At 53.5% G+C, this 24,718-nt stretch carries 20 protein-coding genes and 2 tRNA genes; 9 read left to right on the top strand and 13 right to left on the bottom strand.

The window, feature by feature from the left end; translation table 11 throughout:
• The first annotated feature begins 10 nt into the window (after positions 1-10).
• From NZ823_09680 to NZ823_09650, 7 genes are all read left to right on the top strand, one after another.
• On the top strand, positions 11-2,161 hold the full coding sequence (locus NZ823_09680) for a S9 family peptidase (GenBank protein MCS6805393.1): 2,151 nt from the start codon (positions 11-13) through the stop codon (positions 2,159-2,161).
• Complete coding sequence (gene hslO / locus NZ823_09675; protein MCS6805392.1) at positions 2,158-3,093, top strand: Hsp33 family molecular chaperone HslO; 936 nt, start codon at positions 2,158-2,160, stop codon at positions 3,091-3,093. Before NZ823_09680 ends, hslO begins: the two co-directional genes overlap by 4 nt.
• Before the next feature lie 232 nt (positions 3,094-3,325).
• A tRNA-Asn gene (locus NZ823_09670) sits at positions 3,326-3,401 on the top strand.
• Positions 3,402-3,823: 422 nt separating this feature from the next.
• A complete protein-coding gene (locus tag NZ823_09665; GenBank protein MCS6805391.1) occupies positions 3,824-4,321 on the top strand; it encodes a nuclear transport factor 2 family protein in 498 nt (165 codons plus the stop codon).
• Between the two features lie 8 nt (positions 4,322-4,329).
• Entirely contained in the window at positions 4,330-4,767 is a 438-nt protein-coding gene (locus NZ823_09660) for a hypothetical protein (GenBank protein MCS6805390.1), read from the top strand.
• Positions 4,768-4,954: 187 nt separating this feature from the next.
• Complete coding sequence (gene atpD, locus NZ823_09655; protein MCS6805389.1) at positions 4,955-6,367, top strand: F0F1 ATP synthase subunit beta; 1,413 nt, start codon at positions 4,955-4,957, stop codon at positions 6,365-6,367.
• A 218-nt stretch (positions 6,368-6,585) separates the two neighbouring features.
• Positions 6,586-7,011 (top strand): F0F1 ATP synthase subunit epsilon, encoded by a 426-nt coding sequence (locus NZ823_09650; protein MCS6805388.1) that lies wholly within the window; start codon positions 6,586-6,588, stop codon positions 7,009-7,011.
• Between the two features lie 328 nt (positions 7,012-7,339).
• Here NZ823_09650 and acpS read toward each other — a convergent pair whose 3' ends face one another.
• From acpS to lptD, 5 genes are all read right to left on the bottom strand, one after another.
• Positions 7,340-7,717 carry a holo-ACP synthase gene (gene acpS / locus NZ823_09645; protein MCS6805387.1) on the bottom strand — a complete coding sequence of 126 codons (378 nt, stop codon included), beginning with the start codon at positions 7,715-7,717 and terminating at the stop codon, positions 7,340-7,342.
• A 105-nt stretch (positions 7,718-7,822) separates the two neighbouring features.
• Entirely contained in the window at positions 7,823-9,436 is a 1,614-nt protein-coding gene (gene groL / locus NZ823_09640; protein MCS6805386.1) for a chaperonin GroEL, read from the bottom strand.
• 72 nt (positions 9,437-9,508) lie between these two features.
• Entirely contained in the window at positions 9,509-10,060 is a 552-nt protein-coding gene (gene rsmD, locus NZ823_09635) for a 16S rRNA (guanine(966)-N(2))-methyltransferase RsmD (protein ID MCS6805385.1), read from the bottom strand.
• A 196-nt stretch (positions 10,061-10,256) separates the two neighbouring features.
• Positions 10,257-11,132, bottom strand: a complete 876-nt coding sequence (locus tag NZ823_09630; GenBank protein MCS6805384.1) for a hypothetical protein — start codon at positions 11,130-11,132, stop codon at positions 10,257-10,259.
• Positions 11,133-11,338: 206 nt separating this feature from the next.
• Complete coding sequence (gene lptD, locus NZ823_09625) at positions 11,339-13,708, bottom strand: LPS assembly protein LptD (GenBank protein ID MCS6805383.1); 2,370 nt, start codon at positions 13,706-13,708, stop codon at positions 11,339-11,341.
• Between the two features lie 118 nt (positions 13,709-13,826).
• Between lptD and NZ823_09620 the strand changes: the two genes are divergently transcribed.
• Positions 13,827-16,208 (top strand): PBP1A family penicillin-binding protein, encoded by a 2,382-nt coding sequence (locus tag NZ823_09620; GenBank protein ID MCS6805382.1) that lies wholly within the window; start codon positions 13,827-13,829, stop codon positions 16,206-16,208.
• 135 nt (positions 16,209-16,343) lie between these two features.
• Here NZ823_09620 and NZ823_09615 read toward each other — a convergent pair whose 3' ends face one another.
• From NZ823_09615 to NZ823_09585, 7 genes are all read right to left on the bottom strand, one after another.
• Entirely contained in the window at positions 16,344-17,957 is a 1,614-nt protein-coding gene (locus NZ823_09615) for an AarF/ABC1/UbiB kinase family protein (protein MCS6805381.1), read from the bottom strand.
• A gap of 45 nt (positions 17,958-18,002) precedes the next feature.
• On the bottom strand, positions 18,003-19,118 hold the full coding sequence (locus tag NZ823_09610) for an MlaD family protein (GenBank protein MCS6805380.1): 1,116 nt from the start codon (positions 19,116-19,118) through the stop codon (positions 18,003-18,005).
• Positions 19,119-19,192: 74 nt separating this feature from the next.
• Entirely contained in the window at positions 19,193-19,957 is a 765-nt protein-coding gene (locus tag NZ823_09605) for an ABC transporter permease (GenBank protein MCS6805379.1), read from the bottom strand.
• Between the two features lie 108 nt (positions 19,958-20,065).
• Positions 20,066-20,141: transfer RNA gene (locus NZ823_09600), tRNA-Ala, on the bottom strand.
• A 208-nt stretch (positions 20,142-20,349) separates the two neighbouring features.
• Positions 20,350-21,387, bottom strand: coding sequence for a phosphotransferase (locus NZ823_09595; protein ID MCS6805378.1), 1,038 nt, complete (start codon positions 21,385-21,387; stop codon positions 20,350-20,352).
• 57 nt (positions 21,388-21,444) lie between these two features.
• Positions 21,445-22,410 carry an NDP-sugar synthase gene (locus tag NZ823_09590; GenBank protein ID MCS6805377.1) on the bottom strand — a complete coding sequence of 322 codons (966 nt, stop codon included), beginning with the start codon at positions 22,408-22,410 and terminating at the stop codon, positions 21,445-21,447.
• On the bottom strand, positions 22,398-22,979 hold the full coding sequence (locus NZ823_09585) for a class IV adenylate cyclase (GenBank protein MCS6805376.1): 582 nt from the start codon (positions 22,977-22,979) through the stop codon (positions 22,398-22,400). Before NZ823_09585 ends, NZ823_09590 begins: the two co-directional genes overlap by 13 nt.
• 186 nt (positions 22,980-23,165) lie before the next feature.
• Between NZ823_09585 and NZ823_09580 the strand changes: the two genes are divergently transcribed.
• A complete protein-coding gene (locus tag NZ823_09580) occupies positions 23,166-24,206 on the top strand; it encodes a M48 family metalloprotease (protein MCS6805375.1) in 1,041 nt (346 codons plus the stop codon).
• 221 nt (positions 24,207-24,427) lie between these two features.
• Here NZ823_09580 and NZ823_09575 read toward each other — a convergent pair whose 3' ends face one another.
• The gene (locus NZ823_09575) at positions 24,428-24,649 is read right to left on the bottom strand and encodes a hypothetical protein (protein MCS6805374.1); all 222 of its coding nucleotides are present in this window, start codon (positions 24,647-24,649) and stop codon (positions 24,428-24,430) included.
• Positions 24,650-24,718: the final 69 nt, after the last annotated feature.

Genomic DNA, 24,718 nt, shown 5'->3' with positions numbered 1-24,718 from the left:
GTGATCTTCGATGACCCGCTATCGCTTCTCAACGCTGCTTCTGGTGATCTTCCTCGTTGGCTCTGTTCAGGCGCAAAAACGCGCGTTCACCATTGAAGATTTGTATCGGCTCAAAGGGATTTCTGATGTGCAGATTTCGCCTGATGGGCAATCAATCATGTACGTCCTCACGACATCCGATTTGCCGCGCGCCAAACGCGTTAGTCACGTGTGGATGATGAACAGTGATGGGAGCAACGCCCGTCAGATGACGCACAGTGACAAAGGCGAGTCATCGCCTCGATTTTCGCCCGATGGCCGCTGGATTGCCTTTATCAGCTCGCGAGACGGCGCGGCTAACCTCTACCTGATGCCGACCAATGGCGGCGAAGCCAGGCAACTGACTCGTCTGTCAACGGGCGTGGCTGACCCGCTGTGGTCGCCCGATGGCCGCTGGATTGCCTTTTCGACCGATGTCTATCCTGAATGCGGCGATGACGACGCCTGCAATAAACGCATTGCCGACCGATGGTCAGGAGGACCGCTGCATGCCCACATAGCCGACCAGTTGCTCTATCGTCATTGGGCGAGCTGGAAGGACGGCACTCGCACGCATATTTTTCTGGTGTCGGTGGAATCCGGGATGGTCAGGGATGTTACACCGGGCGATGTTGACGCTCCACCATTTCAACTTGGCGGGCCGCTGCAATACGATTTCTCGCCCGACGGTTCGGAGCTGGTTTATGTATGCAACCGCGATAAAGATCGTGCCTCTTCGACCAATAATGACCTGTGGATTCTCTCGTTGACAGACAAGCAGGCTCAGCCGCGCAACATTACGAGCGCCAATCCTGCTTACGACGGCAGTCCGAAATACTCGCCCAATGGCCGATTCATTGCTTATCGGCTCCAGAAAATACCCGGCTACGAATCTGATCTCTTTCGTCTGGCGATATATGATCGGGTGACTGGCGTGAGTCGCGTATTGACCGAATCGTTCCGCAATTGGGTTGAAGATTTTCAATGGGGTCGTGATTCACAGACAATCTACTTTACCGCGCCGGTGGAAGGGCAGAACCCAATTTACCGGCTGGACATCAATTCGGGGGCGATTACGCAGCTTTTGGCAGACAAGACGATTGATGAATACGATTTTGATTCAAGCGAACGATACCTCGTCTACATCCGCCGGTCTGTCGGCGAGCCGGTCGAAATCTACCGAGCCGATCTAGCCGGTCGGTCTGTGACGCAAGTCAGGCGCCTGAGCGCCATCAACCAGCGCGTGGCCGATGAAGTGGATATTCGACCGGCGGAAGCTATGTGGGTTGAAGGCGCCGGCGGCGTCAAGATTCATGTGTTTATCGTCAAGCCGCATGGGTTCGATCCGAACAAAAAATATCCGCTGATCCTCAATGTGCATGGCGGTCCGCAGCAAATGTGGGCCGATGCGTTTCGCGGCGACTGGCAGGTTTATCCCGGCGCAGGCTATGTTGTCGCGTTTGCCAATCCCACCGGCTCGACCGGCTATGGTCAGGACTTCACGGCGGCCATTTCCGGCGATTGGGGTGGACGCGTTTATGAAGACCTCATGAAAGTGACTGACGCGCTGGAAAAGCTGCCATACGTTGATCGCAACCGCATGGGCGCGATGGGATGGTCGTATGGCGGCTACATGATGATGTGGATGCAAGGGCATACGGACCGATTCAAAGCATTGGCAGCAATGATGGGTGTGTATGATCTGCGTTCATTTTATGGCGCAACGGAAGAGCTGTGGTTTCCTGAGTGGGACCTCAAAGGGCAGCCGTGGAACTCTGAGCATTACGAAAAGTGGTCGCCATCGAATTTCGTCAAGAACTTCAAGACGCCCTGCCTGGTCATTACCGGCGAGCGCGATTACCGTGTGCCGTATACGCAGTCGTTACAGTTTTTCACCGCTTTGCAAAAGATGAATGTGCCGTCGCGATTGATCGTTTACTCCAACGCGGGGCACTGGCCCAATTGGTATGAAATGGCGCTCTACTATACAGCGCACCTGGAATGGTTTCATCGCTACTTGGGCGGAGCGCCGCCGCCATGGACGACTGAGCAGTTTCTGCGAAACGCTGTGTTTGATCGCGCCACCGGCCAACGTTTGCCCAACGAATCTGGCAAGCAGGTTCATTCAGGATCGCAACGATGAACAGTGATCTGATGATCCATGCGATGGCTTACGGTGGCATGGTCAGGTGCGTCGCCGCCGTGACGACTAATCTTGTCAACGAAGCCGTCCAACGTCATAACACCTCGCCTACAGCCTCAGCCGCACTCGGTCGAGCGTTAACCGCCGGACTTTTGTTGAGCACGATGTTGAAAGATGTGGAGCGGCTAACGTTGATCTTTGATTGCACTGGTCCGATCAAGCGCATCACCGTTGATGCGGATGCGCATGGCCGTGTGCGCGGCTATGTGCAAAATCCGTCCATTGATTTGCCGCTGAACGGCAATAGTAAATTCGATGTGGGAGGGATAGTGGGCGGTGGCATGCTCTACGTGATCCGTGAAGGTGGATTCTATGAGATGGGCGTGTACAAAGACGCTTATCGCGGGTCCGTTCCCATTGTGTCCGGCGAGATCGCCGAGGACATAGCCTATTACCTGACGCAGTCCGAGCAAATTCCTTCGGCTGTTTCGCTCGGCGTGCGACTGGTCCCAACCAAACCGGCAGGATTTGTCGTGGAAAGCGCAGGCGGGTTTCTGGTGCAGATATTGCCTGGCGCCGACAACGATATTGCTGCTTCATTGGAGGAGACGATTCGCGCTCTTCCGGCCATCACCACGTTGATCCGACAAGGCAGCGGCCCTCGGCAGATCATCCGCGATGCCCTCGGACAGGCTCAATTCACCATCCTGGAAGAGAGGCCCGTTCGGTTCGCCTGTAGCTGTTCGTATGAGCGCGCCGTCAAGATCATTTCGGCGATTGATCCCAACGAACTGCAAAGCATGTTAATGGAAGATGGCGGCGCCGAAATGGTGTGTCACTATTGCAATACTGCCTATCAAATCCCTAAGGAAACACTGGCTGAGATCCTCGCCCGGGAAAATCGGGCGATGGTCGAAATTCGTCAGGAGTGACAGCGTGTGGTGGTGTACAGGCGGCGCGTCATTGTTGAGGATCGGGCGTGGATGAAGTTCGTCGGAGTTGAGAGTGCGTAGCAGAGCGCAAGCCGCGCGTCATTGTCGAAAATCGCGCGGCGGGTGAAGTTGGTCATCGAAAATCGCGCAGCGGGTGAAGTTCATCAGGGTTGACAGACTATGGGCCGTTTGCTAATTTGTCCGCTTCTGAGAAACATGCAGTTTTCCATGCTCCTCAGTAGCTCAATTGGCAGAGCATCCGGCTGTTAACCGGAGGGTTGTAGGTTCGAGTCCTACCTGAGGAGCCATTCTTCTGCTCCTGTTGTGGCGCCCCCAAGCCCAGTGCAGTAGCTCCCACAAGCTGCCGCAGCTTCGCTAATCCCAGCGCAGCTAGCTTCAACTCTGTTTCACTCGCGTTCAAGCTGTTTCTAAGTAGCTGGACGAACGTTCTGGGAGATTTGGGAGGACAGGACGTTTTGGAGTGCGGTGACGTCTCACTGCCCTCCGGCCAAAGCGGCGACACGTCGCAGCATTCCAAAAACGCCCCGAGCTTTTGTCACGTTGCTTAGTGCAGCCACGACCGATGAACGCCTGTGGGGCAGGAGCCTCAGCATTCAAAACCATCATTTTGCATCGGGGGTCCTTGAAGCCATCCTGATTCCATGCTACAAAACGGCGTCCAATTTGAATGGGCGCTACGCTGGTTCAGTTTGGCGCAGGTGTGAGTCGGATGAATTACGATGAGGCGTTGATCAGGACCGATCCAAGCCGTCTCGGCACGATCAAGAAGGGAAGCACTGCCGAATCCGCTGCGATCGAGCGATTCAAGGATTTTTTCTCCGTTCTTTCTGAACAGAACGTGCGCGCTAAAGTCCGTCAGGTGTATGCGGCTGAGGCGTATTTGAATGACACACTCAAAGAGATCAGCGGCATTGATCAGATCGAAGCGTATTTCCTGAAAAGCGCGCGGGCGGTTGAAGAATGCACGGTCGAAATGCTGGACGTGGCAGAGTCGAACGGGAACTATTATTTCCGTTGGGTCATGTGCATTCGCTTCAAAAAATTCAAGCCGAATCAAGTGTGTTGTTCCAGAGGAATGACGCATATCCGGTTTAACAGCTCTGGCCAGGTAGTCTTCCACCACGATTACTGGGATGCTGCCGGCGGGTTGTTTGAGCATATTCCCGTTGTCGGCACTGTGATACGGGCGATTAAAGCAAGATTGTGAGAGTGACTATGAGTGAACAACTGAAAAAGGTGATTGAAGCGGTCGGCGTGACGAAGATTCGGCGGCATATTTTTTTATGCGCTGATCAAACCAAACCGAAATGCTCGACTAAGGAGGAGAGTCTGGAGTCATGGAATTATTTGAAACGGCGATTGCAGGAGTTAAACTTGGTCGGCGCCGGCGGGATTTATCGCACCAAAGCCAATTGCCTGCAAGTGTGCATTCGCGGCCCGATCGCTGTTGTGTATCCAGAAGGCGCTTGGTATCACTCCTGCACGCCGGATGTTTTAGAGCGAATCATTCAAGAACACCTGATTGGTGGCCAGTTAGTCCGGGAGTATCTCATTGTGCAACACCCGCTGAGCCATGATGATGTCCTGCGAGCGGAAGCCAGCGGCGGCTGCAATGAGCAACGTCCGCTGGTCGCCGTTGATACTCTGCAATAGAAATGGAAGCCAGGCCAAAAATCCGGCTCATCAAAAGAGCTGAGGCTGACTGGCGTTGACGCTCTGCAATAGAAGTGGGAGCGGCTTTTCCTTTTCTCTGTCTGGTTGGGCTTGGGGGCGTATGCTATACTTGCGGCCTTGTTTGAACGCAAAGATCATCACATTTCAATCTAAGGAGACATGTTGAATGCACGTTGGCAAAGTGGTGCAGGTCATGGGACCTGTCATTGACGTTCAGTTTGAGGATCATTTACCGGCCATTTATAACGCTCTACGGGTCACCAGCGATGGGTTTGACGTGCCGAACCCGATTGACATCGTGCTGGAGGTTGAGCAGCACATTGGTGAAGGGCGCGTTCGATGTGTTTCAATGAAGCCGACCGAAGGCGTCGTGCGCGGTATGAAGGCAGTGGATACAGGCCATCCGATTCAGATGCCGGTTGGTCGTGGCGCCCTGGGACGTGTTCTCAACGTGATTGGCGAGCCGGTAGACAAGTTAGGGCCGGTCACTGTGGAGAAGTATTATCCCATTCACCGTCCGGCGCCGAGTTTTGAAGAGCAGTCCACTGAGTTGGAGATGTTTGAGACGGGTATCAAGGTGGTGGACCTGATTGAGCCGTTCCTGCGTGGTGGCAAGATCGGTCTGTTTGGCGGGGCTGGTGTGGGTAAGACCGTGCTGATCCAAGAGCTGATTCACAACGTGGCGATGCATCACGGTGGATTCTCTGTATTTGGCGGCGTCGGCGAGCGCACGCGTGAGGGGAATGACTTGTGGTTGGAAATGAAAGAGTCAGGCGTGATTGATCGCGCGGCGTTGGTCTATGGTCAGATGACAGAACCGCCAGGCGCTCGCTTGCGGGTGGCATTGTCGGCGTTGACACAGGCTGAGTACTTCCGCGATGAAGAAGGTCAAGATGTGTTGCTGTTCATTGATAACATCTTCCGCTTCACCCAGGCTGGGTCGGAAGTGTCGGCATTGCTTGGCCGCATGCCATCAGCGGTGGGATACCAGCCTAATTTGCAAACGGAGATGGGCGAGTTACAGGAGCGGATCACGTCAACCAAGAAAGGCTCGATTACCTCAGTGCAAGCGATCTATGTGCCGGCTGATGACATCACCGATCCAGCTCCGGCAACCACGTTTGCCCACCTGGACGCAACGACTGTGTTGTCCCGTCAGATTGTCGAGTTGGGCATTTATCCGGCCGTTGATCCGTTGGCTTCCACCTCGCGCATCCTTGATCCGCGCGTTGTTGGCGAGGAGCATTACAATGTCGCTCAACAGGTCAAAGCGACGTTGCAACGATACAAAGACCTGCAAGACATCATTGCCATTCTGGGCATTGACGAACTTTCCGAAGAAGACAAACTGACGGTGGCGCGAGCCCGCAAGATTCAGCGATTCCTTTCGCAACCGTTCTTCGTGGCTGAGCAGTTCACCGGTCTGAGCGGCAAGTACGTCAAGATTCAAGACACCGTGCGCGGCTTTAAGGAGATCGTTGAAGGCAAGCACGATGATATTCCGGAACAAGCCTTCTACATGGTCGGCACGATTGAAGAAGCATTGGAGAAGGCCGAGAAGATGAAATCAGCGGCATAGGTAGTGCAGTGGCAAAGGTGAGAGTACAGGCGCTTTGGCTAGATGAGCAGTTGTCCTTCCCCGCCTGCTGTGTTGAAGGTGAACTCCTGGAGCCGCGAATTCTTAGAGCGGTTTGCGAATCAATCTCCGCTGGGGCGTGCACATCCAGCGTGCATAAGCCCGCAAGATGGGGGCGCTCCCCGGGGAAAGGCATTTGAAAATCGCTATAACAGACAAGTATGGCGAAGCAAATCAATTTAGTGATTGTGACCCCTGAGCGGCTGGTCGTGGACGAGATGGTGGACGACGTTGCTGTTCCCGGATTGAACGGCGAGATGGGTGTGTTGCCTGAGCATGCGCTCTTGCTCAGCATGTTGGAGACCGGCGTGTTGACTTACCACGTTGGTGGACAAAAGCAGATGGTGGCCATAAGCGGTGGCTACGTCGAGGTGTCGCCTGACAAAGTCACCGTGCTGGCGACCGAAGCCGAGATGCCCGAAGAGATTGACATTGAGCGGGCCCGGCTTGCCCGTGAACACGCCATGAGAGAACTCAAACTGGGAGAGCAGGAGGCTGATTTTGTACGCGCGCGGGCCAAACTTCAAAAGGCGCTGGTGCAGCTTCAGGTGGCAACAAAGGGACAAGAGAAAGGCATTGAACTGTGATTCGATGGGCTGCGCTGCATGGTATCGCGTGGTCGCCATCGCGTGGCGCTCGCCTTGGGCGGTTTTCAATTGCTTTTAGTCCAGGGCCGCGCATTTTGCCGGCTAAAGGCCGGCGTTCGCTCCCAGGAAAGCTCATTCACAAATCGCTCTGAGAAGCGGATAGCTCATAGGGACAAAAGGCGAGGTCACGCAATGAAAAATCCACTCTTGTCTGACAACAGTGGCACAGGCGGAACGCCTGTGGTCCATGCTCATCGTTTCTCCCGCGTCGTCACCGACGACGTAAGCACCTCCCCCAAAGCAATTCACCGGTGAGGCAACCTGCCACTTACCCTTCGATGATGACCTGGGCCATCGCCGAATGTGCCGTATGAGTCATCGTCAGGACGACCTGTTTAGCGCCCAACGATTCAAATCGCTTGAGCGCTTCTCCGTGAAATTGAATCTGAGGGGGCTGTCCTGGCAATCGGGTCACTTCCACGTCCGTCCAGCGAATCCCTCGGCTTTTGCCCGTGCCTAGGGCTTTCAAGGCCGCTTCTTTCGCGGAAAAGCGGGCGGCAAAATGCTCAACCGCTCTGGCCTTTGGTTGGCAATAAGCGATCTCGCCGGGCGTGAACAAACGGCGAATGAATCGCTCGCCGTACCGTTCCATCGCCCGTTCAAATCGGGGGACTTCGATCAGGTCAATTCCAATCCCAATGATCATCTCATGCCTCGTTGTGGTGGTGAAAAGGGACCTCGGTTCTCACTCGTGATTCTTGTGGCAGAGAACCACTCGCGCTGCGCAAGCCACGAACCCAGCCGCCCACTATTACATGCCTCCGGGCGTTGGCATGGATGGTTCATCCTCTTTTTTGATTTCGGAAACCATCGCCTCGGTTGTAATGAGCAGCCCAGCGATAGAAGCAGCATTTTGCAACGCGATGCGACTGACCTTCGCCGGATCAATGATACCGGCTTTGACCAAATCCTCGTACTCGCCGGTCGCTGCATTGAAACCATGATCGTTGTTGCTTTGAGCCTTGACCTTTTCAACCACGATGGCTCCATCAATGCCGGCATTTTGCGCGATCAGCCGCAGTGGTTCTTCAAGCGACCGCCGAATGATATGAACGCCAGTCTGTTCGTCCGGCTCATCCAGCCGCAGCGCAGCCAACGCCTTTTGTGCGCGAATATAGGCTACGCCGCCGCCGGGCACGATGCCTTCTTCAACCGCTGCCCGCGTCGCATGCATGGCGTCTTCCACGCGAGCCTTCTTTTCTTTGAGTTCAGTTTCGGTGGCCGCGCCAACCTGAATCACGGCGACGCCGCCGGCCAATTTGGCCAGTCGTTCTTGGAGCTTTTCGCGGTCGTAATCTGAAGTGGTCTCCTCAATTTCACGACGGAGGCGCTCAATGCGGCCGTTGATGTCGGTCGTCTTGCCAGCTCCTTCCACGATGGTTGTGTTGTCCTTGTCAATAACGACTCTTTTGGCTCGACCCAGTTGCTGCAGCGTGATGGCTTCTAGCTTGATGCCCAATTCTTCAGCAATCACTTGACCGCCGGTGAGAATAGCGATGTCTTCCAGCATGGCTTTGCGACGGTCGCCAAAGCCTGGCGCTTTTACTGCACAAACCTTGAGCGTTCCTCGTAGCCGATTCACAACTAATGTCGCCAGCGCCTCGCCCTCCACATCCTCGGCAATGATCAGCAAGGGACGACCCGAACGAACCGTTTGCTCCAGGATAGGCAGTAAATCGCGCATGGCGCTGATCTTTTTTTCGTGAATCAGAATGTAGGCATCGTCCAACACACATTCCATCTTTTCCAGGTCAGTGACAAAGTAGGGCGAAACATAGCCGCGATCAAATTGCATGCCTTCTACGAGCTTCAACGTCGTTTCTAATGTTTTTGCTTCCTCAACGGTGATGACGCCGTCTTTGCCTACTTTCTCCATTGCCTCGGCAATCAAACGACCGATGGTTTCATCACCATTGGCAGAAATCGTGCCGACATGGGCAATCGCATTGCCTTTGACAGGCCGCGACAGCTTTTTGATCTCTTCGACCACGCATTCAACCGCTCTGTCAATGCCTCGTTTGAGCGCCATTGGATTGGCGCCGGCGGCGACGTTTTTCACGCCCTCGCGGAAAATCGCCTGAGCTAGGACAGTCGCCGTGGTGGTTCCGTCGCCGGCAATGTCTGAGGTTTTGGAGGCGACTTCGCGTACCATCTGAGCGCCCATATTTTCTAAATTGTCTTCCAGCTCGATTTCTTTGGCGACCGTGACGCCATCTTTGGTCACTGTTGGTGAGCCGAATTTCTTTTCCAGTACGACATTGCGTCCTTTCGGGCCAAGCGTGACTTTGACTGCATCAGCCAACTTGTTAATGCCGCGCAGAATGGCCTGCCGAGATTCTTCGCCATGCACGATTTGTTTTGCCATGTGCTTCTATCCTTTGTGTAAGATGTAGTGGTGAAAACAAAGCTGTAAGAGTAGTGAGTCACGTAGCCGGTGTCAATCCAGAACATAGAAGCTGAGCTGGTTCTCGCCCTGCCGAAGCTCGCGCCCACGCTGAAGTCGCCCGTAGGTTTGTGCCAGACAGTTTTTGGCATGATGCATGACCATGACGATAGCGCCGCTCTTGAGCACAGCGGCCGTTCCCAACATAGGCAGTGTCGTCAAATAGAGATCAGAGGCGTATGGTGGATCAAAGAAGACAAGGTCGAACGTTTCGCCAGCCTGCTCTAATCGCCTCAATGCGAGGTCCACGTCACAGGAGAAAACGGCGAAGCCTGATTCGATGCGCAGGCTTTTAAGATTGTGCTTGAGAGCGCGAATAGCCTCGCTCGATGAGTCAACGAATGTGACCCAAGCGGCGCCTCGACTCAACGCCTCGATGCCCATTGCTCCGCTGCCGGAACACAGATCAAGCACGCGCGCGCCAGGAAGCCACGGTTGCAAAATGCTGAACAGCGACTCTTTCAATCGGTCCGGGATCGGCCGGGTTGTGTGGCCTCTGGGGGCCATCAATACTCGTCGTTTGTATTGGCCAGCAATCACGCGCATCCTTGTTCATTCTAGCACGGGATCGAGAGCGGTGTATCCTGTCAGTGAATATGCCGGCAACAGAATCCTGTCAGTGAATATGCAGGCAACGGATAGACGGCAGTCGGATCAGCGATCGTCAGCTCGAGCGGTAACTTCGTCAGTTGTTGTCAATAGTTCATCAGTGAGCGCCGGTGAGTGTACTAACATGGAGAACTTAGCGCGTCCATTCATGCAAGGCCTCATCCCAGAGAAACGCGCGTCCGTCTTGCAGCATAGCGACGTGATACTGACGCGCCTCGGCTTCAGCACTGAGCGTTGCGCGCTCACCAGCAACAACGGGAATCACGCGCTGGCCGGCACGACGCAGCAGCTCAGCTCGTCGTCGGGCGCGAGTCACATCATTTGTATCCACAACAGCGGAGATTTCAACAGCCAGCCAAACCTCTGGTGCTTCGGGCGTGCTTATAGGCCGCCCGCGCACGATCAAGTCGAGCAACAACACATCAGAGAAATCATCCCGTGACAGGTGAGGTTCAACTTCATCCCAAAGCACATCCGGTGATACGACCTGAGGTCGTCGCAAGAGCCGACCGAAGTACGCTCCTGCTCGGTCACGGTATTTGATTTCCAGCATCTGACCTCTCAGCTCGTTAACTCGATCAGCAATTTGCTTGTCCGCCTGCACCAGATTGCGAATTTGATCGTCTGTTTGTTGCTGAGCCAGCCGTAAGTTGCGGACCTCTTCAGCAAGTCGTTCGACAGTGACAGTGAGTTGGTTGAGTCGTTCTTCAGTTCGTCGCTGCGCTTCCTCAAGCTGCCGCTGCGCTTCTTCGGTGCGGCGTTGAGCTTCGGCCAGTTCTTCAACCCGCTGTTCGGTGCGGCGTTGAGCTTCGGCCAGGTGGCGTTGAGCTTCGGCCAATTCTTCAACCCGCTGTTCGGTGCGGCGCTGGGCTTCGGCCAGTTCTCGCACCAATTCAGGTAGCGTCAGCAGCTCATCAGTCAGCAGCAGTCGGCGCAGTTCAGCCCGCCACTGCGGATGATCTTCCAAAAGACGGATCAAATCAAAATAGTCGCGCACTTCAAATCCCATTTGTTCATCTCCCAATCGGCGTCAGGAGCGTCGAGCGCTTCCTTGGACGGCCTGTGAAACTATACACTGCTTCTGGATCACATCTCAAGTTGAGCGTGTGGCGATCAGCGTCAGGAGCGTCGAGCGCCTCCGTGAACGGCCGGTGAAACTATCCACTGCCCTCGATGATCACGGGTGGTGCATCATCACATCTCAAGTTGAGCGTCTCATGGCCTGGGTACATCCCATGTTGTGCCAAAGATGCGACGTCCTGCGTCCGTATGCCGACCGAAACTACCGATGCCAAACAGCGTCAGGCTCAACGCTAGTCGGTTTTCGTTTCGCAAACCGATCTTGTAGGTTGTATTGTGCACCTGAAAACTACAGCAATCAAACGCGTAGCCAAATCCTATGACCGATGTGACAAGGCGTCCCGAGATCGGTCGGTTGTTGATGACGCGATTGGTGAAGTCATAAATGAGATCGAACCCGATAAATGGACCGCGATCCTCTCGACCCAGAAAGAGGGAAGACTGATAGAGGTTTCCGGGGAAGGTACCCGCAACCGATCGAGTCTGACGGCTCAGGAACCACGTTTGAGAAAATGAAATGAATGAAGCGCGGACGCCACCTGTCACGCTCGTATTGCGAAGCGTTTTGATTGTCGGGTCATAGTCAAGTCGTACATCGGCGAACAGAGAGGATAATGGGCGAAGACGAACGTTCAGGTTAATCGGTGAGAAACGGCGGTCGGGACTCATGGTGTGAAAACCGGAGAGTAGATTGATCGGATCAAATTGATTGCGTTGTCCCGCCCGCAAGGCTCCGCCGAAGGTTGGATCAAAGAAGTACTGTTGCGCCAGCTTGACCATGAGCCACTCATGAGGCTGATTTTTTTGTCCCTCAGGACCTTCACGCTTGATGAGAAATCGGTTGACCAAAGCGAATTCGACTTGATTTGTATTGGCAATGGCATCATGTGCGTCGAAGCGGATGATACGAGCAAAGTCTGAGCCGATGCCAGTGATGCGCCTGTAGGTGATCATTGGTTCGATCACATGCTTGAACCAGTGGGACCCATCGCGATGGTAAAACACACGCTCGAAGGCTGGCGGTCGCGCGTCTACGGTGAAGTCCACATACGTCCGCGTTACATCTTGGCTGAGTATGCGTGCGCGGTTGAGCGGGTCCTGACTATTGGAATAAAACGTGCTGCGCAGCGTGAGGCTCGGCGTGATGGCCATTCCTGCTAGCGATGGCAGCGGGATCGTGATGCGTGGTTGCGCGTCCAAGCGTTGGACAACGGAGGGTGTTTGAAATGAGGCCTCGCCGCGGCTGACACCTTCAGCGGCCGTGCGGAACGACAGATAAACGGGCAGGCGCTTGGTCAGTTTGGCTGGCCGTCGCATGAGCTCAAATGAAGGAAGCTGACGGATCGTGATCAATTGATCGGGCTGAATCAACGGCTGGCTGCCGTCTGCCCCACGTCCTAAGAAAACATCACGCGATTGCATCAGCACATTGAACGAATATGGCCCAAAATGGTTGTTGACGTAAATCTGGGTTCGTTCCTCCGGTGAAATTGCTTGTTCAAAGCTATCGGAAAAGATCTGACGAAACGCCAAATTGGTGACGAGGTTAACGTCGGCCACTAAGCGGAATCCTTGCGGCAATTGTTGTTGCGCGTCGAGGTAGAAAGCTGTGCCGCCTTGTTTGGGTCCCGGTTGTCCGAATAAGCGATCGTAGACGGAGAAGAAGCCGGCGTTCAGGTAGGACGTCTCGCTGTTTCGCGAGCGAAAGTCCGTGCCGAACCCAATGCCTCGTTGCGTGAAGAGATCGAAACGGGAGAGCAAATCGGCGCTGAGGCCGAGCGTTTGATAGTAGGGAATCGTCAGGGAGCGTCCACGCACGTTTGAGTTCCCAACGCTGGGGGTGAGAAATCCCGATTGCCGAGTTCGTTTGGCGATTGGAAACGTGGCATACGGCAGCCAGAAGACCGGCACATTTTTCAGCTTGAGCGTTGGTGAGCGAAGTGCGACGCGTTTGTTCAGTATCAGTGTTGATTGACTGGCGGAGAAGCTCCACTTGGGCAGCGGTTCTTCACACGAGGTGATTCGTCCGTTGATGATCTCAAATCGTGAGAGGCCGGTGCGCTCAATGCGATCCGCCTCAAAGAACATCATGACGCCATCAGGCGTTCGGTCGGTAAAGCCTCGCGCATCCCAGATGGTTCCCTTTCTGGTGCGCAGATTAAACTGAGCGCGGCTGCCCGTGATGCGTTGATTCTCCTGATCGAATACGACATTGCCGATCGCTTGCACTTCGTCAGTAGACTCGTCGTAAATAGCTCGATCACACTGGAGCCGCATACTGCCATAGCGGATGTCCACATACCCTTCATAGATGGTGACGCCTCCCTGGCTAGAGCCGGTGTCGGCATTGATTTCAAGTTGATCCGAAGGTTGTTGAAGCGCCGTCGGTGGTTCAACTGGAGTTGATGAAGGTTGCGCTTGCGGAGCTTGGATGGCTAAAACTGTTTGTGCCCGATAAAGCAGTGCGATACAGAATATGAACGTCGCCCACGCACGCCGCTGCATTGATGTCACATTCTCCCGTTGACGACACGCCACATTCTCACATGATTGCTTAGGGCCGGCCATCATAGCATGGGGCTTTGTCAACGGCAAGATAGATGTGATACGATTAACTACCCTCATGAAATGGCATGTAGCAGAAGCGATGAACCGGCTGGTTGATTTTCTGCGCCGTTCGACATTGCCGTCTTTGTTTCTATTGAGTGCGCTAGCTGGCGGCTTAACTGGCTGGAGTATGGCTTTCATGCTCAGTCGGTCTGAGTATGCCCTGATGGTCGAGCAACTGAGTCACTACCAGCCCAGTGTGTTATCGCGAATTTATGCTGATGATGGCGCGACGATTATCGGTGAATTTTATTTACAACGTCGCATTCCGGTTGAGTACTCCGAGATCCCGTTGATTGTGCGGCAGGCGTTTATTGCCGTTGAGGACGCGCGATTTTACCAGCATTCGGGGCTTGATCCGATTCGTGTCATTGGAGCGTTACTGGATAATTTGCAACAAGGCGAGATTGTTGGCGGAGGCTCAACGATCACGCAACAACTCGCCCGTGGGCTTTTTCTGACCCGTGAGCAGACGCTCGTGCGAAAGATCAAAGAAGCGCTGTTAGCATTGCTGATTGAGCAGCACTATAGCAAAGAGCAGATTCTTGAACTCTATTGCAATCTGATTTATCTTGGCGGCAATGCCTATGGCGTGGAGGCGGCTGCGCAATACTATTTTGGTCAATCAATCAAGGAATTAAATTTGGAACAAAGCGCGATGCTGGCCGCGATGCTCAAATCGGCGATCATCTATTCGCCGCTGAAGAATCCTGAGGCGGCGCTGCAACGACGCAATCTCGTTCTCAATTTGATGGCTGAGCAGGGATACATTACACCTGAGCAGGCCGCGATCGCTAAAGCGCAGCCCATCAAGTTGTGGCGCGGTGAGCGTATCAACAATGCTCATAGTCCCTATGCCTATGTTGTTGAGATGATCCGGCAGGAAGTAGAAAACAAATACGGCACGCAAAAGACGCATGGTGGCGGGCTTCAGATTTACACGACGCTGGACGCGCAAGCCCAACAATGGGCTGTCGCGGCTGTGCGAAAACAATTACATGCGTTTGATCGAAGCCGTGGCTGGCGCGGCAAGCTAGAGAACATATTGGCGCAAGGGAAATCATTGGACACCTATTACAACCCGGAGTGGGATAATCAGTTCGTCAAGGATCAGTACTACACGGGGTTGGTGATGCAGGTGTCCGAGCGTGAAGCGATTGTTCGATTCGGCGAGTATACAGCCCGTGTCACGCCAGCGGAATCGCCTTGGGGCAAACCGCTGAAAGCCCTGATCAAACCGGGCGACCTGACGGTTTTTCACGTCAAAGCGATTGACGCCAAGAACAAACAACTTCAGGTCACACTCCTTCAGTTGCCCGAAGTGCAAGGCGCGCTGGTGGCGCTCGACGTGCCGACTGGTGAAATCAAGGCGCTGGTTGGGGGCTACGATTTTAATCGCAGCAAGTTTAACCGAGCCACGCAAGCCCTGCGTCAGACGGGTTCAGCATTCAAACCGTTTATTTATGCGGCGGCTATTGAGTATGGCCTTCGCCCAGATGATCCGGTGGAAGATACGCCATTTCAGTTGGGACGATGGAGGCCGGAAAATTATGACCGATCGTACAAAGGCGTCATCTCGCTTCAGACCGCGCTAGCGTTGTCGCGCAATATTCCGGCTGTTCGCCTGTTGAAAGAAGTCGGCATTGAGCGCGGCGCGCAGATGGTTGAGCGATTAGGGTTGCCCAACCGTATGCAGCCGGTGTTGGCCTCCGCCTTAGGCAGCACTGAAGAGCCGCTGCTCGATATGACCAGAGCCTATGCCATCTTTGCTAGTTTAGGGAAAGACGTTCGACCGCATCTCATCCGTCGGGTGGTGGATCGCGATGGCACAGAATTAGAGCGCTGGCAGCCACCATCAGGGAGCGAAGTCTTATCCCCCTATGTGGCTTCAATGGTCGTGACGATGTTGAAGGAAGTCGTGATGAGGGGTACAGCCAGCGCCATTGGCGGATATGGCTTTACCGGTTGGGACATTGGCGGCAAAACAGGCACCGTTGATGATTACACAGATGCCTGGTTCATCGGTTTCACTCCGACGACATGCACAGGAGTATGGATCGGATACGATGAAAAAAGAACGCTGGGACATGGCCAGACCGGCGGCTCGGCTGCCTTGCCGATCTGGATAGATTTCATGAAGGACTATTTGAGCAAGCAAAAGCCAAAACGGTTTGTGTTAGAAAAAGACCCGCCACCAATGATGGCCGAATTGCAAAGTCAGCGGCGACATGAGCGGGCTGCGCTGTTTGCACAGATTGATGAAGGGGGATTGCCCGGCATAGGCGGCCCATCCAATTGGGAGGGATTTCCAAGCATTTCACTGCCAGTTGCTGGCCCCATAGGTCAACCGGATACTCCTGCGGAAACACAACCACGCCGCGCCAATCGGAATCCTTGAAGGCCTAGAGCGGTTTGTCAATGAGTTTACGCTGGGCGCGCTCTTGCAGCGTGCGTGAGCCCGCAAGATGTAGGGCCCCAGCTAAAGGCGGTTGAAAATCGGTCTAACGGGTTTCGGGCGCAGGATGTCACACCTTTACAATTGGCGGAGTTTGTCCCAGAGGAGTTGAGCTGCTACCTTGGTCAAGTACCATAGCTTGTCAAGGCGAAGTTCATTATTTTCGCCGCGCAGCAGCTTACTGATGATCTTGTTGCGGAGTTGGCGGCTTTCGCGCTTCAGTAGGTACTCTCGAGCAAAGGGTCGAGCGGTTTCAACGAAGTTAAAGTCGGGATCAATAGCCACACCAATACCCTCCAGTTCCATCAACGCGCGGATCATGTAGGTGAACCGAGCAGGAATTTTGAAGTGGTATTCGTAAACGACATCAGCAATTTCGTAGGTCAACTCTTTGAAGCGAATTTGGCTCAGTTTTAATCCGAGATATTCTTTGAAGAGTTCTTCGACCAGAGGGCGAATGCGACTGGGGTCCGTGTCCGGATCGAGAAACTCCAGCTTCATCAGATCATCAACTAATCCGCTGACGTCGCGGTCGAGAATGTGAAAGAATGCATCAATCATCAGGCTCTGAAGATGCGCGTCAATTTGCCCCGCCATGCCGAAATCGAAAAAGGCCAGCCTGCCATCCGGCATGACTCGCAAGTTACCCGGATGCGGATCAGCATGAAAAAATCCGTCCTCGAGCATCTGCTTCAGATAGGTGCGAGCCAACAGACGATTGATCTTAGCCGGCGTGAAGCCACGCGCCTTCAGTAACTCCGTCTCGGTAACTTTGAGGCCGTGAATATACTCCATCGTCAGGACTCGTCTGGTGCTCAGCGCCCAGTAGATTTGAGGAACATAGACATCTTTCCACGAGCGAAAATTATCTCGGAAGCGATCGGCATTCTTGGCTTCTTGAAGGTAATCCATTTCTTGCTCGATCGTGTAAGCGAATTCGTTTAACACGCCGCTCCAATCAACGCCGCGAAACAGGTTCGGGTAGCGCTTCAGATGTTTGACAATCCGCTGGAGAACGCGGAGATCAAAATCAATTGTTTCCTTCAAGCGCGGACGTTGAATCTTAACAGCGACCTCACGACCATCTGGCAAGAGCGCATAGTAGACCTGTCCCATGCTCGCCGAGGCCACCGGCCGGTCATCAATGTGGGCGAACAATGATGTGAGCGGAGCGCCGAGTTCGCGCTCAAGAATTGCCATCGCTTCGTCGTGTGGAAACGGGGGCACTTCGTCATGCAGCTTACTCAGCTCCTTGATATACGGCAGGGGTAAGAGATCGGCGCGGGTGGCCAAGGCCTGGCCAATTTTGATAAATGTTGGTCCCAGTTTGAGCAGTCGTCCTCTCAGCCAGATCGCTTGCTTGGCCAATCGTTCTTCACGCTGGAGCGCGCCCTGAGAAAACAGCTTCTTGGCCAGATAGTGTAGGAGCCGACGAAATCGGCCCCTGATTTTTGTTGGCTCCATCGCCGCCAGCAGGTCCATATAGATGTAAGCCCCAAACAGGACGCCAACCGAGACGATTTCTGCGCTACGGAACCATCCGGCTGAACTCAACCGAGCGCGCCATCGAGCAATCGCGGTCGGCTGTTGTGGGAGGGGTGAGGACGTTGCCCGGAGGCGAAGCGACTTATCCCTCACCTCCACGCCTGCCGATGGGTTCTGCTTGTCTGAAATGAGACGTGCTTCAATCATTGTCGTAGGATGCGCAATGGATGCTCCAGCAGCCCGTTGAGTGCGCTAGAAAATCGAGATCTTCAATTTTAAGTACTTCTGCGGGTCTTGTCGGAAATCATAGATCAGACGAACCAGTTGAGACGATAATTCATTCAGATTGTCATAGAGGGCTTTATCATGAAGCAGCGCGCCGGCCGTTCCTTGTCCCTGGTCAAGCCGCGCCGTAATGTGTTGGATATTTGTTATGGTCTTTTTTGTCTCGTCATGTAAAGCCGAGTCATGGATAAGCCGTCCAATCGTACCTTCTCCGCGCTCGATCCGAGCGGCAATCATGTTCAGGCGCTCCGAGGTTTGTTTCAGTTCGGTGAGCGTAGCATCGAGTTTGGTATAGAGTTGCGGCTCTTTGATCAGGCGCGTGACGGTTCCTTGGCCTTCGTCAATCTGTCTGACGAAATTTTCCAAGCGGCGGGTGGTATTACGCAAATCATCATACAATGCTGGGTCGTTGATGAGTCGCCCAACAGTGCCTTGTCCTTCACGAATATCTTTCAACAAGCGGGTGGCTTCCAGCAATGTGTTGTCTAGATGCTCGTATGCGCGCGGATTGTTGATGAGTTGGCCCAGTGTGCCTTTGCCCTCGTTGATGTTTGTGACCAGTTGTTTGATTTGCTCCGCAGTGGCCGTTAGGTCACTGATGATAGGATCAACGCCGGAGATGATTTTGCGGATGTCCGTGCCGGGCGTGCTCTGAATATATGAGCCGCTGGGCAAGGGCTGACCGCTTTCGGTGCCAGGTCTGATCTCCACCACTTTGTCTCCTAACAAGCCGATGGACCCTAATGTGGCTGACGAGTCGGAGCGAATCAATCGGCGTGCAATGTCAGGATCAATTTCCATAACCACCTCGACGGTGTTGCGATCTTCGGCTCGCTTGGGAACCTCAGTCAAGTTGACAGCTTTCACGTTGCCCACCCGTTTTCCCGCCAGTCGAACTTCCGCGCCCGGCAACAGGCCGTCTACTTCAGCGAACGTAGTCTTGGCAATGAATCGTTGCCTGAATAGATCGCCGATGCCGCCGGTGGCACTCATGATAATGAACACCAAGATCGCAAGACTGGCCAGTACGAGCAACCCCACTTTGAGTTCAGACCAAGCAAGACGTTTTCCACGTGACGACATAGCCTATCTCCTTGATGTGTTCCTTGCATGAAGATACACGTTTTTTCGATGAGTTGCCACTTGAGTAGCACTCATTAGTTTGGCGGAAGGAAAATGTACAAGGCTCGTGTGACAAAGAAATCGGCCATAATGATCAGAATAGAGGCGGTGACGACTGATTGCGTTGTCGAACGTCCAACGCCTTCGGTGCCGCCTTTGGTTCGCAGGCCGGCACGCGTTCCAACAATTGCGATGATCAATCCAAACACGGTCGCTTTGATGAGGCTGCCGATCACATCATTGGTTTTGAAGGCTTCCATGGCCGAACTGAAGTACTGAGCAAACGATAATCCCAATAGCGTTTGTGCGATGACCAATCCTCCAATGATTCCCAGCGCCGTGCAAATCAACGACAACGCGGGCACCATCACGAGCAGCGAAAGCATGCGCGGCATCACCAATTTTCGGATCGGATCGGTGCCAAGGGCTCGCATGGCGTCAATCTGGTCGGTCACCAGCATCGAGCCTAGCTCAGCGGCCACACCCGAGCCGACGCGTCCGGCTACCATCAAGGCTGTCAACACAGGCCCTAACTCGCGAATCAATGATGTGGCGACCAGCCGGCCGGTCAATCCTTTCGCGCCAAACGAGGCCATTGTGTCTCCAGAGTGCAACGTCAACACGGCGCCGGTGAAAAAGCCGGTCAGGATAATAATCAGCACGCTCCCGACGCCAATCTTGTCCATCTGTTCGATAATGTCCCTCAGATAGAGTGGACGTTTGAACAGAGCTTTGAACGCCCGCCACGTCAGAATGGCTGCTTCCTGAAGTTCATAGGCAGTCAGAGCAAGGAAGTTCATGGAGTGCGTGAATAGATCGAATTCAAATTGGAGTCGGTAATATGCCGAATTTGTCGTTTACCGTCAAGACCGTGCTCGGTTGACGAATCAGCCCATTGAAAGAACGAATGGTGGAGTGGAGGAGATTTGAACTCCCGACCCCGGCGTTGCGAACGCCGTGCTCTGCCAACTGAGCTACCACCCCACATCTGTGTGAATCATCGAAACGCACAGCAAGCATAGCATGGCGCGATCAAATGTCAAGATTCGCTTCGGTCAGCCAATTCCATTCGCTCCGGTGAGCCAGCTCATTCGCTCTGGTCAACCAGCGCCGAGGTTGGTACGTCAAGTAGCCATTTTCAGGAGCGAAGGATTTTTGAACCAGAATGGGTCTAGTCAATGACGAGGTGAGTTCACGCTGAGGGGAGTGAGGTGGTCAGCAAGCGCTCAAGTTCGGCTTTCAGTGTTGGGTAACCATCCAGTTGATGAATGGCTGCGAAGGCGCGTTTCAATGCACGGGGGATGTATGGCAGATAGACACTGTTGCCTAGAACAGTCATTTGATAGGCATACGTTCCTGCTGCTTTCAACAGGCGCTGCACGAGCATGAGATTGTATTCTTTGTTGAGCGCCGAGGCCTGATCGGGCACTAAGTGGATTGGTGGTTTCTGGCGACGTTGAGCCACGAAGTAGTGCAACATCTCCTTGCAGAACGACTCGTCTAATTCGACGTATGGATCGCCTAGCAACGACGCTAGATCATAAAACACAGGGCCCATGCGGGCATCTTGATGGTCTATGATAAACCAGCGGTGGTCATGCAACATGAGGTTTCGCGAGTGGAAGTCGCGATGACACAAGACGCGCGGCAATGAGGCAAGGGTGCAGGCGATTTCGGTGAACTCATCAAACAACCTTTGCTTCAGGTCTGCATCGTGCTGCAGGCCAAGATAACGTTGAAAGAAGTTTTGATAGAAAAAGGCCAGTTCCCATTGGAGTTTCTCCTGATCAAATGCTATGCGCGCTGCGATGCAGTCGAGCGTGGTCGCTAATTGCTGAGCCTCTTGGATGCGTATGATCAGGTCGATCGTTTGACGATAGGCCGATTGATGCGCGTCCGGTTTAGTTGTCATGAGCCAGTCTTGGAGGCGCATGTCGCCGAGATCATCCAACAGCATGAGCTGATGATTATCCGAGAGGGCCAAGATTTTGGGGACTGGCAGGCCGGCTGCCAAGAAAAGCCGAGTTGTCTGAATGGTTGGATGATGAATTGGGTCGAAAGGCTCTGGGTAGCGAGCCACGACATAGGTCTTGCCATCAGCCGCGGTCACGCGGAAATACTGTCGGGACGAAGCATCTCCGGCAAGTTTGACCACATGATTCGCTGTTGCGACGCCGCCAAGGGCACACGCGGCGAATCGCTTAATTTCTGTTTCGATTGGTGTTGGCATGGAAGTACAGCGCGGAAATATACCGGATCGAATCTGGTTTGACAATAATTGAATTGGTTAGTCTGTAATAGGGACGATCAAGTTATGGCCGATGACGTGGCCTGCGGGCGGTTGCGAGCAAAGGTCACGGCGGACAATGACAACATTTTCAAGGCGCATACCGGCTGGTATCTGAACCGAGTCGCCGACGATGCATCGGAGCAGAGAAGCCGAGTGTCCGATGAAGACGTGCTCCCAAAGAACCGAGTCCGATAACGTCGTATGCGGCTCTCTGACCAATCCTGTTCCGGCTATGTAGGATTGTCCGTTCCGTTTCATGAATTCAAGGTGGTGTTCCAAATACCGTTGTAATGTGCTGAATTCATACCAATGTCCAGTGGCTATATGAGCCGCGATCATTTCTCCGTGTTTGATAGCATTGGGGTAGCCTTCTTGGGTTGTGTGAGAGAACCGACCTCTGGGGATATAGTCAAGCAATCGTGGCTCGGCTATCTGGATACCGGTGAACATCAGAGGTGGAGAATTCGTGCTCTGTGTGTCGGAAGGGTCTGGTGCTTTGGAGAAACCAAGTATACGCCCGTCATCGGCAATATGAACACAGCTAAATTTTTCGCGACGCACGTTGGGCAGGAGCACAAGCGTTGCCAGGGCATTTTGTCGCCGGTGCGTCTCGATTGCCGCCGACAGGTCAATATCTGTGACGATTTTGCCATTGAGAATAACGAAGGACTCAGTCAGGTAATCACGGACCTTGTCTAAGGCGCCGCCCGTGCCAAGGATTTCCGGCTCATAGGAGAACTGAACTCGGCAGTTGGGAGGCAGGTGGCGTTCAACAGCGGCTTTCACGGTTTCGGGAAAGTGATGCAGGTTGATAATGAAATCGCTGATGCCGAACCTGGCGAGATACTCAAGCGAGTATGCAATCAGGGGGCGATTAAGAAAGGGCACAGCAGGCTTAGCGCGGTCAGCCGTCAATGGCCATAACCGCGTGCCATACCCGGCTGCCATGATCATCGCACGCATGGTACCGGACGCTCTTGCTCAAAGATCATGTCTCTTGGGGCGCTGCCTATTTGTTGCAGATACTGCCTCCAGAGAGTTGGGTAGCTTGCTGTGACGGTTGCTGCCGGCGATACACCTAAGAGGTCAATTGTTTTTCGGATAGATGCAGCGTCACCTTCCAGCTCCAAATAATTTCCCATAGGAGTTTCATCGTACATCGCGTGAAGTTCCGATTGGTCTGGTAAGACGACACGAAATACGGTTCGATACTTTTGATAGCGGAATACCTGCTGAAGTCCGAGGGCATGCAGGATTTGTTGCATGGCATCGGGCGTGTCAATGGCGACCTGGTATTCTGGTCTTATTTTCAACCACGTGTGTGGCAGCGGGGAGTCCTTAAACGTCAACCAATTCTCCTGTTCGGTTTGACGCAAGCGAAGCGTTCGATTCGTTGCGTGTAATCGTTGATCAGGAAAATCAAAGAGCCGATTGTCTTCGAAGTGACGCGGTACGATGACCTGGACGCTCAGCTCTGGGTGATGCTCAATCGGATTGGTCGTGCAACGAATTTTGATTTCCGTTTCTGTCATCGGAATGTGGAGCTCCTTGGCCCGATTGTCTGAATGGAAATCAACGTTATCCCAGTAAGGGACCGATTGCAAGACCGTGATGAGAGGGTCCAATGAATTAGGAAAAATTAATGGCTGTGGGGGATTTTTTTAATCCTGCGGATGTATAATAACCGCCCTAAAAACTAAGATAGGAGTTTCAGAGTCATGATAAGCCGGGTATCACAGGTGATCCTTTCAGCGGTACTGACAGCGTCTATGGTCATGGCGCCATCGCCGATCTTCTCTCAAGATAAGACGGCTAGCTCAAAGCCGCTTTCTGACAAAGAAAATCCATTATTGATTGGCAAGCGCAACATCAACAAAGGACAGTTAAATTTTTATTCGATTGACAAAGAAATTGCCCTCGGACGGCAATTAGCTGCAACCGTTGACCAGCAACTGAAGCTGGTGGACGACCCAATTATTGTAGAGTATATCAATCGAATTGGTCAGAACATCGTGTTGCACTCGGATGCACAGATGCCCTTCACGATCAAGGTGGTTGTGTCTGATGAGATCAACGCTTTTGCATTGCCCGGTGGTTTCTTCTATGTCAACACGGGATTAATCCTGGCGGCGGAAAACGAAGCGGAGTTGGCTGGTGTTATGGCTCACGAGATTTCGCATGTGGTGGCGCGTCATGCTTTGGAAAATTTCACCAAGTCGCAGTTGCTTTCGTGGGCTGCTACTGTCCCATTGATCTTTGTCGGTGGTGGGGTTGGGATGCTCGGTCAATTGGGCGCCAGTTTTGGACTACCGCTGGCCTTTTTCAAATTCAGCCGAAATGCTGAGAATGAAGCAGACATGTTAGGCGCTCAGTATTCCTGGGCGGCCGGATACGATCCCAATGGCCTTATTACGATGTTTGAGAAACTGGAAGCCAAGCGCAAGAAGCAACCCAATGCATTCTCCAAGCTGTTTATGACTCACCCATTTGAAGGGGATCGAATTAAGGCAGTCAGGGATCTCATCGTTCGTTTTCCTGAGCGTGATGAGTACGTGATTAGCTCGTGGGAGTTTAATCGGATCAAGGATCGCTTGGCTCGTTTGCAAGGCCAGGCGCGCAAGCTTGATGCTGAAGGGCGACCTGGAGAAACAGGCCCTCCGACGTTGAAGCGGCGTCGGCCAACTGATTCAGGGCAACCGAGCGATGACAAAGGCCAAGAACCACGAGAGAAACCGGAATTGAAAAAGCCAAATCCCTAGGAATGTTTTCGCTGGGGACTTATTGCTGTCGCCGCTGGCGACAGCCCCGAAACGATGAGGATCACAGGTGGGACGCCTGTGCCACATTCTTGAAAGAGGAAGGCAAGAACAGAAAGAGTAGAAAGAAGGGGGCGCATGAGGCTTAGCAGTGGCTTTTGAGCAAAAAACATCATGGCCCCTTCTGAAGGCAGCTCATGAGTAAAACTAATGCCTCCGCTCTTTCAACTCCGCGTGATGCTGATCTCCTCCTCTTTCTCTCTGGTGAAGAACCAGATGGCAATGAAGATCACCCCGATTGCTCCATAGATCATCCAGGTGCTTCGCCCAGGGTCTGTTTCTAACCCACCTCGTTCAATCCATCGCCCATGGGAAATGTAGGACATAGCGAAACAGACCAAGGCTCCTACCCAAAGGATGATATGAATCACCTTTCTTATGTTCATAACCACCTCCCTCAGCTAATGAACTCTCATTCGTTGAAGCCGTTCGTTCAGTTGCTTCACTCACCTTTT

The organism is Blastocatellia bacterium (assembly GCA_025054955.1).
In the GTDB taxonomy this organism is placed as follows: Bacteria; Acidobacteriota; Blastocatellia; order HR10; family J050; genus JANWZE01.
The sequence above is the reverse complement of the archived record's forward strand: the minus strand, read 5'-3'. Positions and strand labels throughout refer to the sequence as shown.

Coding starts and splice junctions, on each gene's coding strand:
- NZ823_09610 (MCS6805380.1), bottom strand. CDS start 19,118: ATGTCGTCACGTGGAAAACGTCTTGCTTGGTCTGAACTCAAAGTGGGG.
- acpS (MCS6805387.1), bottom strand. CDS start 7,717: ATGATCATTGGGATTGGAATTGACCTGATCGAAGTCCCCCGATTTGAA.
- NZ823_09630 (MCS6805384.1), bottom strand. CDS start 11,132: ATGGGATTTGAAGTGCGCGACTATTTTGATTTGATCCGTCTTTTGGAA.
- NZ823_09615 (MCS6805381.1), bottom strand. CDS start 17,957: ATGATTGAAGCACGTCTCATTTCAGACAAGCAGAACCCATCGGCAGGC.
- rsmD (MCS6805385.1), bottom strand. CDS start 10,060: ATGCGCGTGATTGCTGGCCAATACAAACGACGAGTATTGATGGCCCCC.
- NZ823_09575 (MCS6805374.1), bottom strand. CDS start 24,649: ATGAACATAAGAAAGGTGATTCATATCATCCTTTGGGTAGGAGCCTTG.
- NZ823_09585 (MCS6805376.1), bottom strand. CDS start 22,979: ATGACAGAAACGGAAATCAAAATTCGTTGCACGACCAATCCGATTGAG.
- groL (MCS6805386.1), bottom strand. CDS start 9,436: ATGGCAAAACAAATCGTGCATGGCGAAGAATCTCGGCAGGCCATTCTG.
- hslO (MCS6805392.1), top strand. CDS start 2,158: ATGAACAGTGATCTGATGATCCATGCGATGGCTTACGGTGGCATGGTC.
- lptD (MCS6805383.1), bottom strand. CDS start 13,708: ATGCAGCGGCGTGCGTGGGCGACGTTCATATTCTGTATCGCACTGCTT.
- NZ823_09620 (MCS6805382.1), top strand. CDS start 13,827: ATGAAATGGCATGTAGCAGAAGCGATGAACCGGCTGGTTGATTTTCTG.
- NZ823_09650 (MCS6805388.1), top strand. CDS start 6,586: ATGGCGAAGCAAATCAATTTAGTGATTGTGACCCCTGAGCGGCTGGTC.
- NZ823_09680 (MCS6805393.1), top strand. CDS start 11: ATGACCCGCTATCGCTTCTCAACGCTGCTTCTGGTGATCTTCCTCGTT.
- NZ823_09580 (MCS6805375.1), top strand. CDS start 23,166: ATGATAAGCCGGGTATCACAGGTGATCCTTTCAGCGGTACTGACAGCG.
- atpD (MCS6805389.1), top strand. CDS start 4,955: ATGCACGTTGGCAAAGTGGTGCAGGTCATGGGACCTGTCATTGACGTT.
- NZ823_09590 (MCS6805377.1), bottom strand. CDS start 22,410: ATGCGTGCGATGATCATGGCAGCCGGGTATGGCACGCGGTTATGGCCA.
- NZ823_09595 (MCS6805378.1), bottom strand. CDS start 21,387: ATGCCAACACCAATCGAAACAGAAATTAAGCGATTCGCCGCGTGTGCC.
- NZ823_09665 (MCS6805391.1), top strand. CDS start 3,824: ATGAATTACGATGAGGCGTTGATCAGGACCGATCCAAGCCGTCTCGGC.
- NZ823_09660 (MCS6805390.1), top strand. CDS start 4,330: ATGAGTGAACAACTGAAAAAGGTGATTGAAGCGGTCGGCGTGACGAAG.
- NZ823_09605 (MCS6805379.1), bottom strand. CDS start 19,957: ATGAACTTCCTTGCTCTGACTGCCTATGAACTTCAGGAAGCAGCCATT.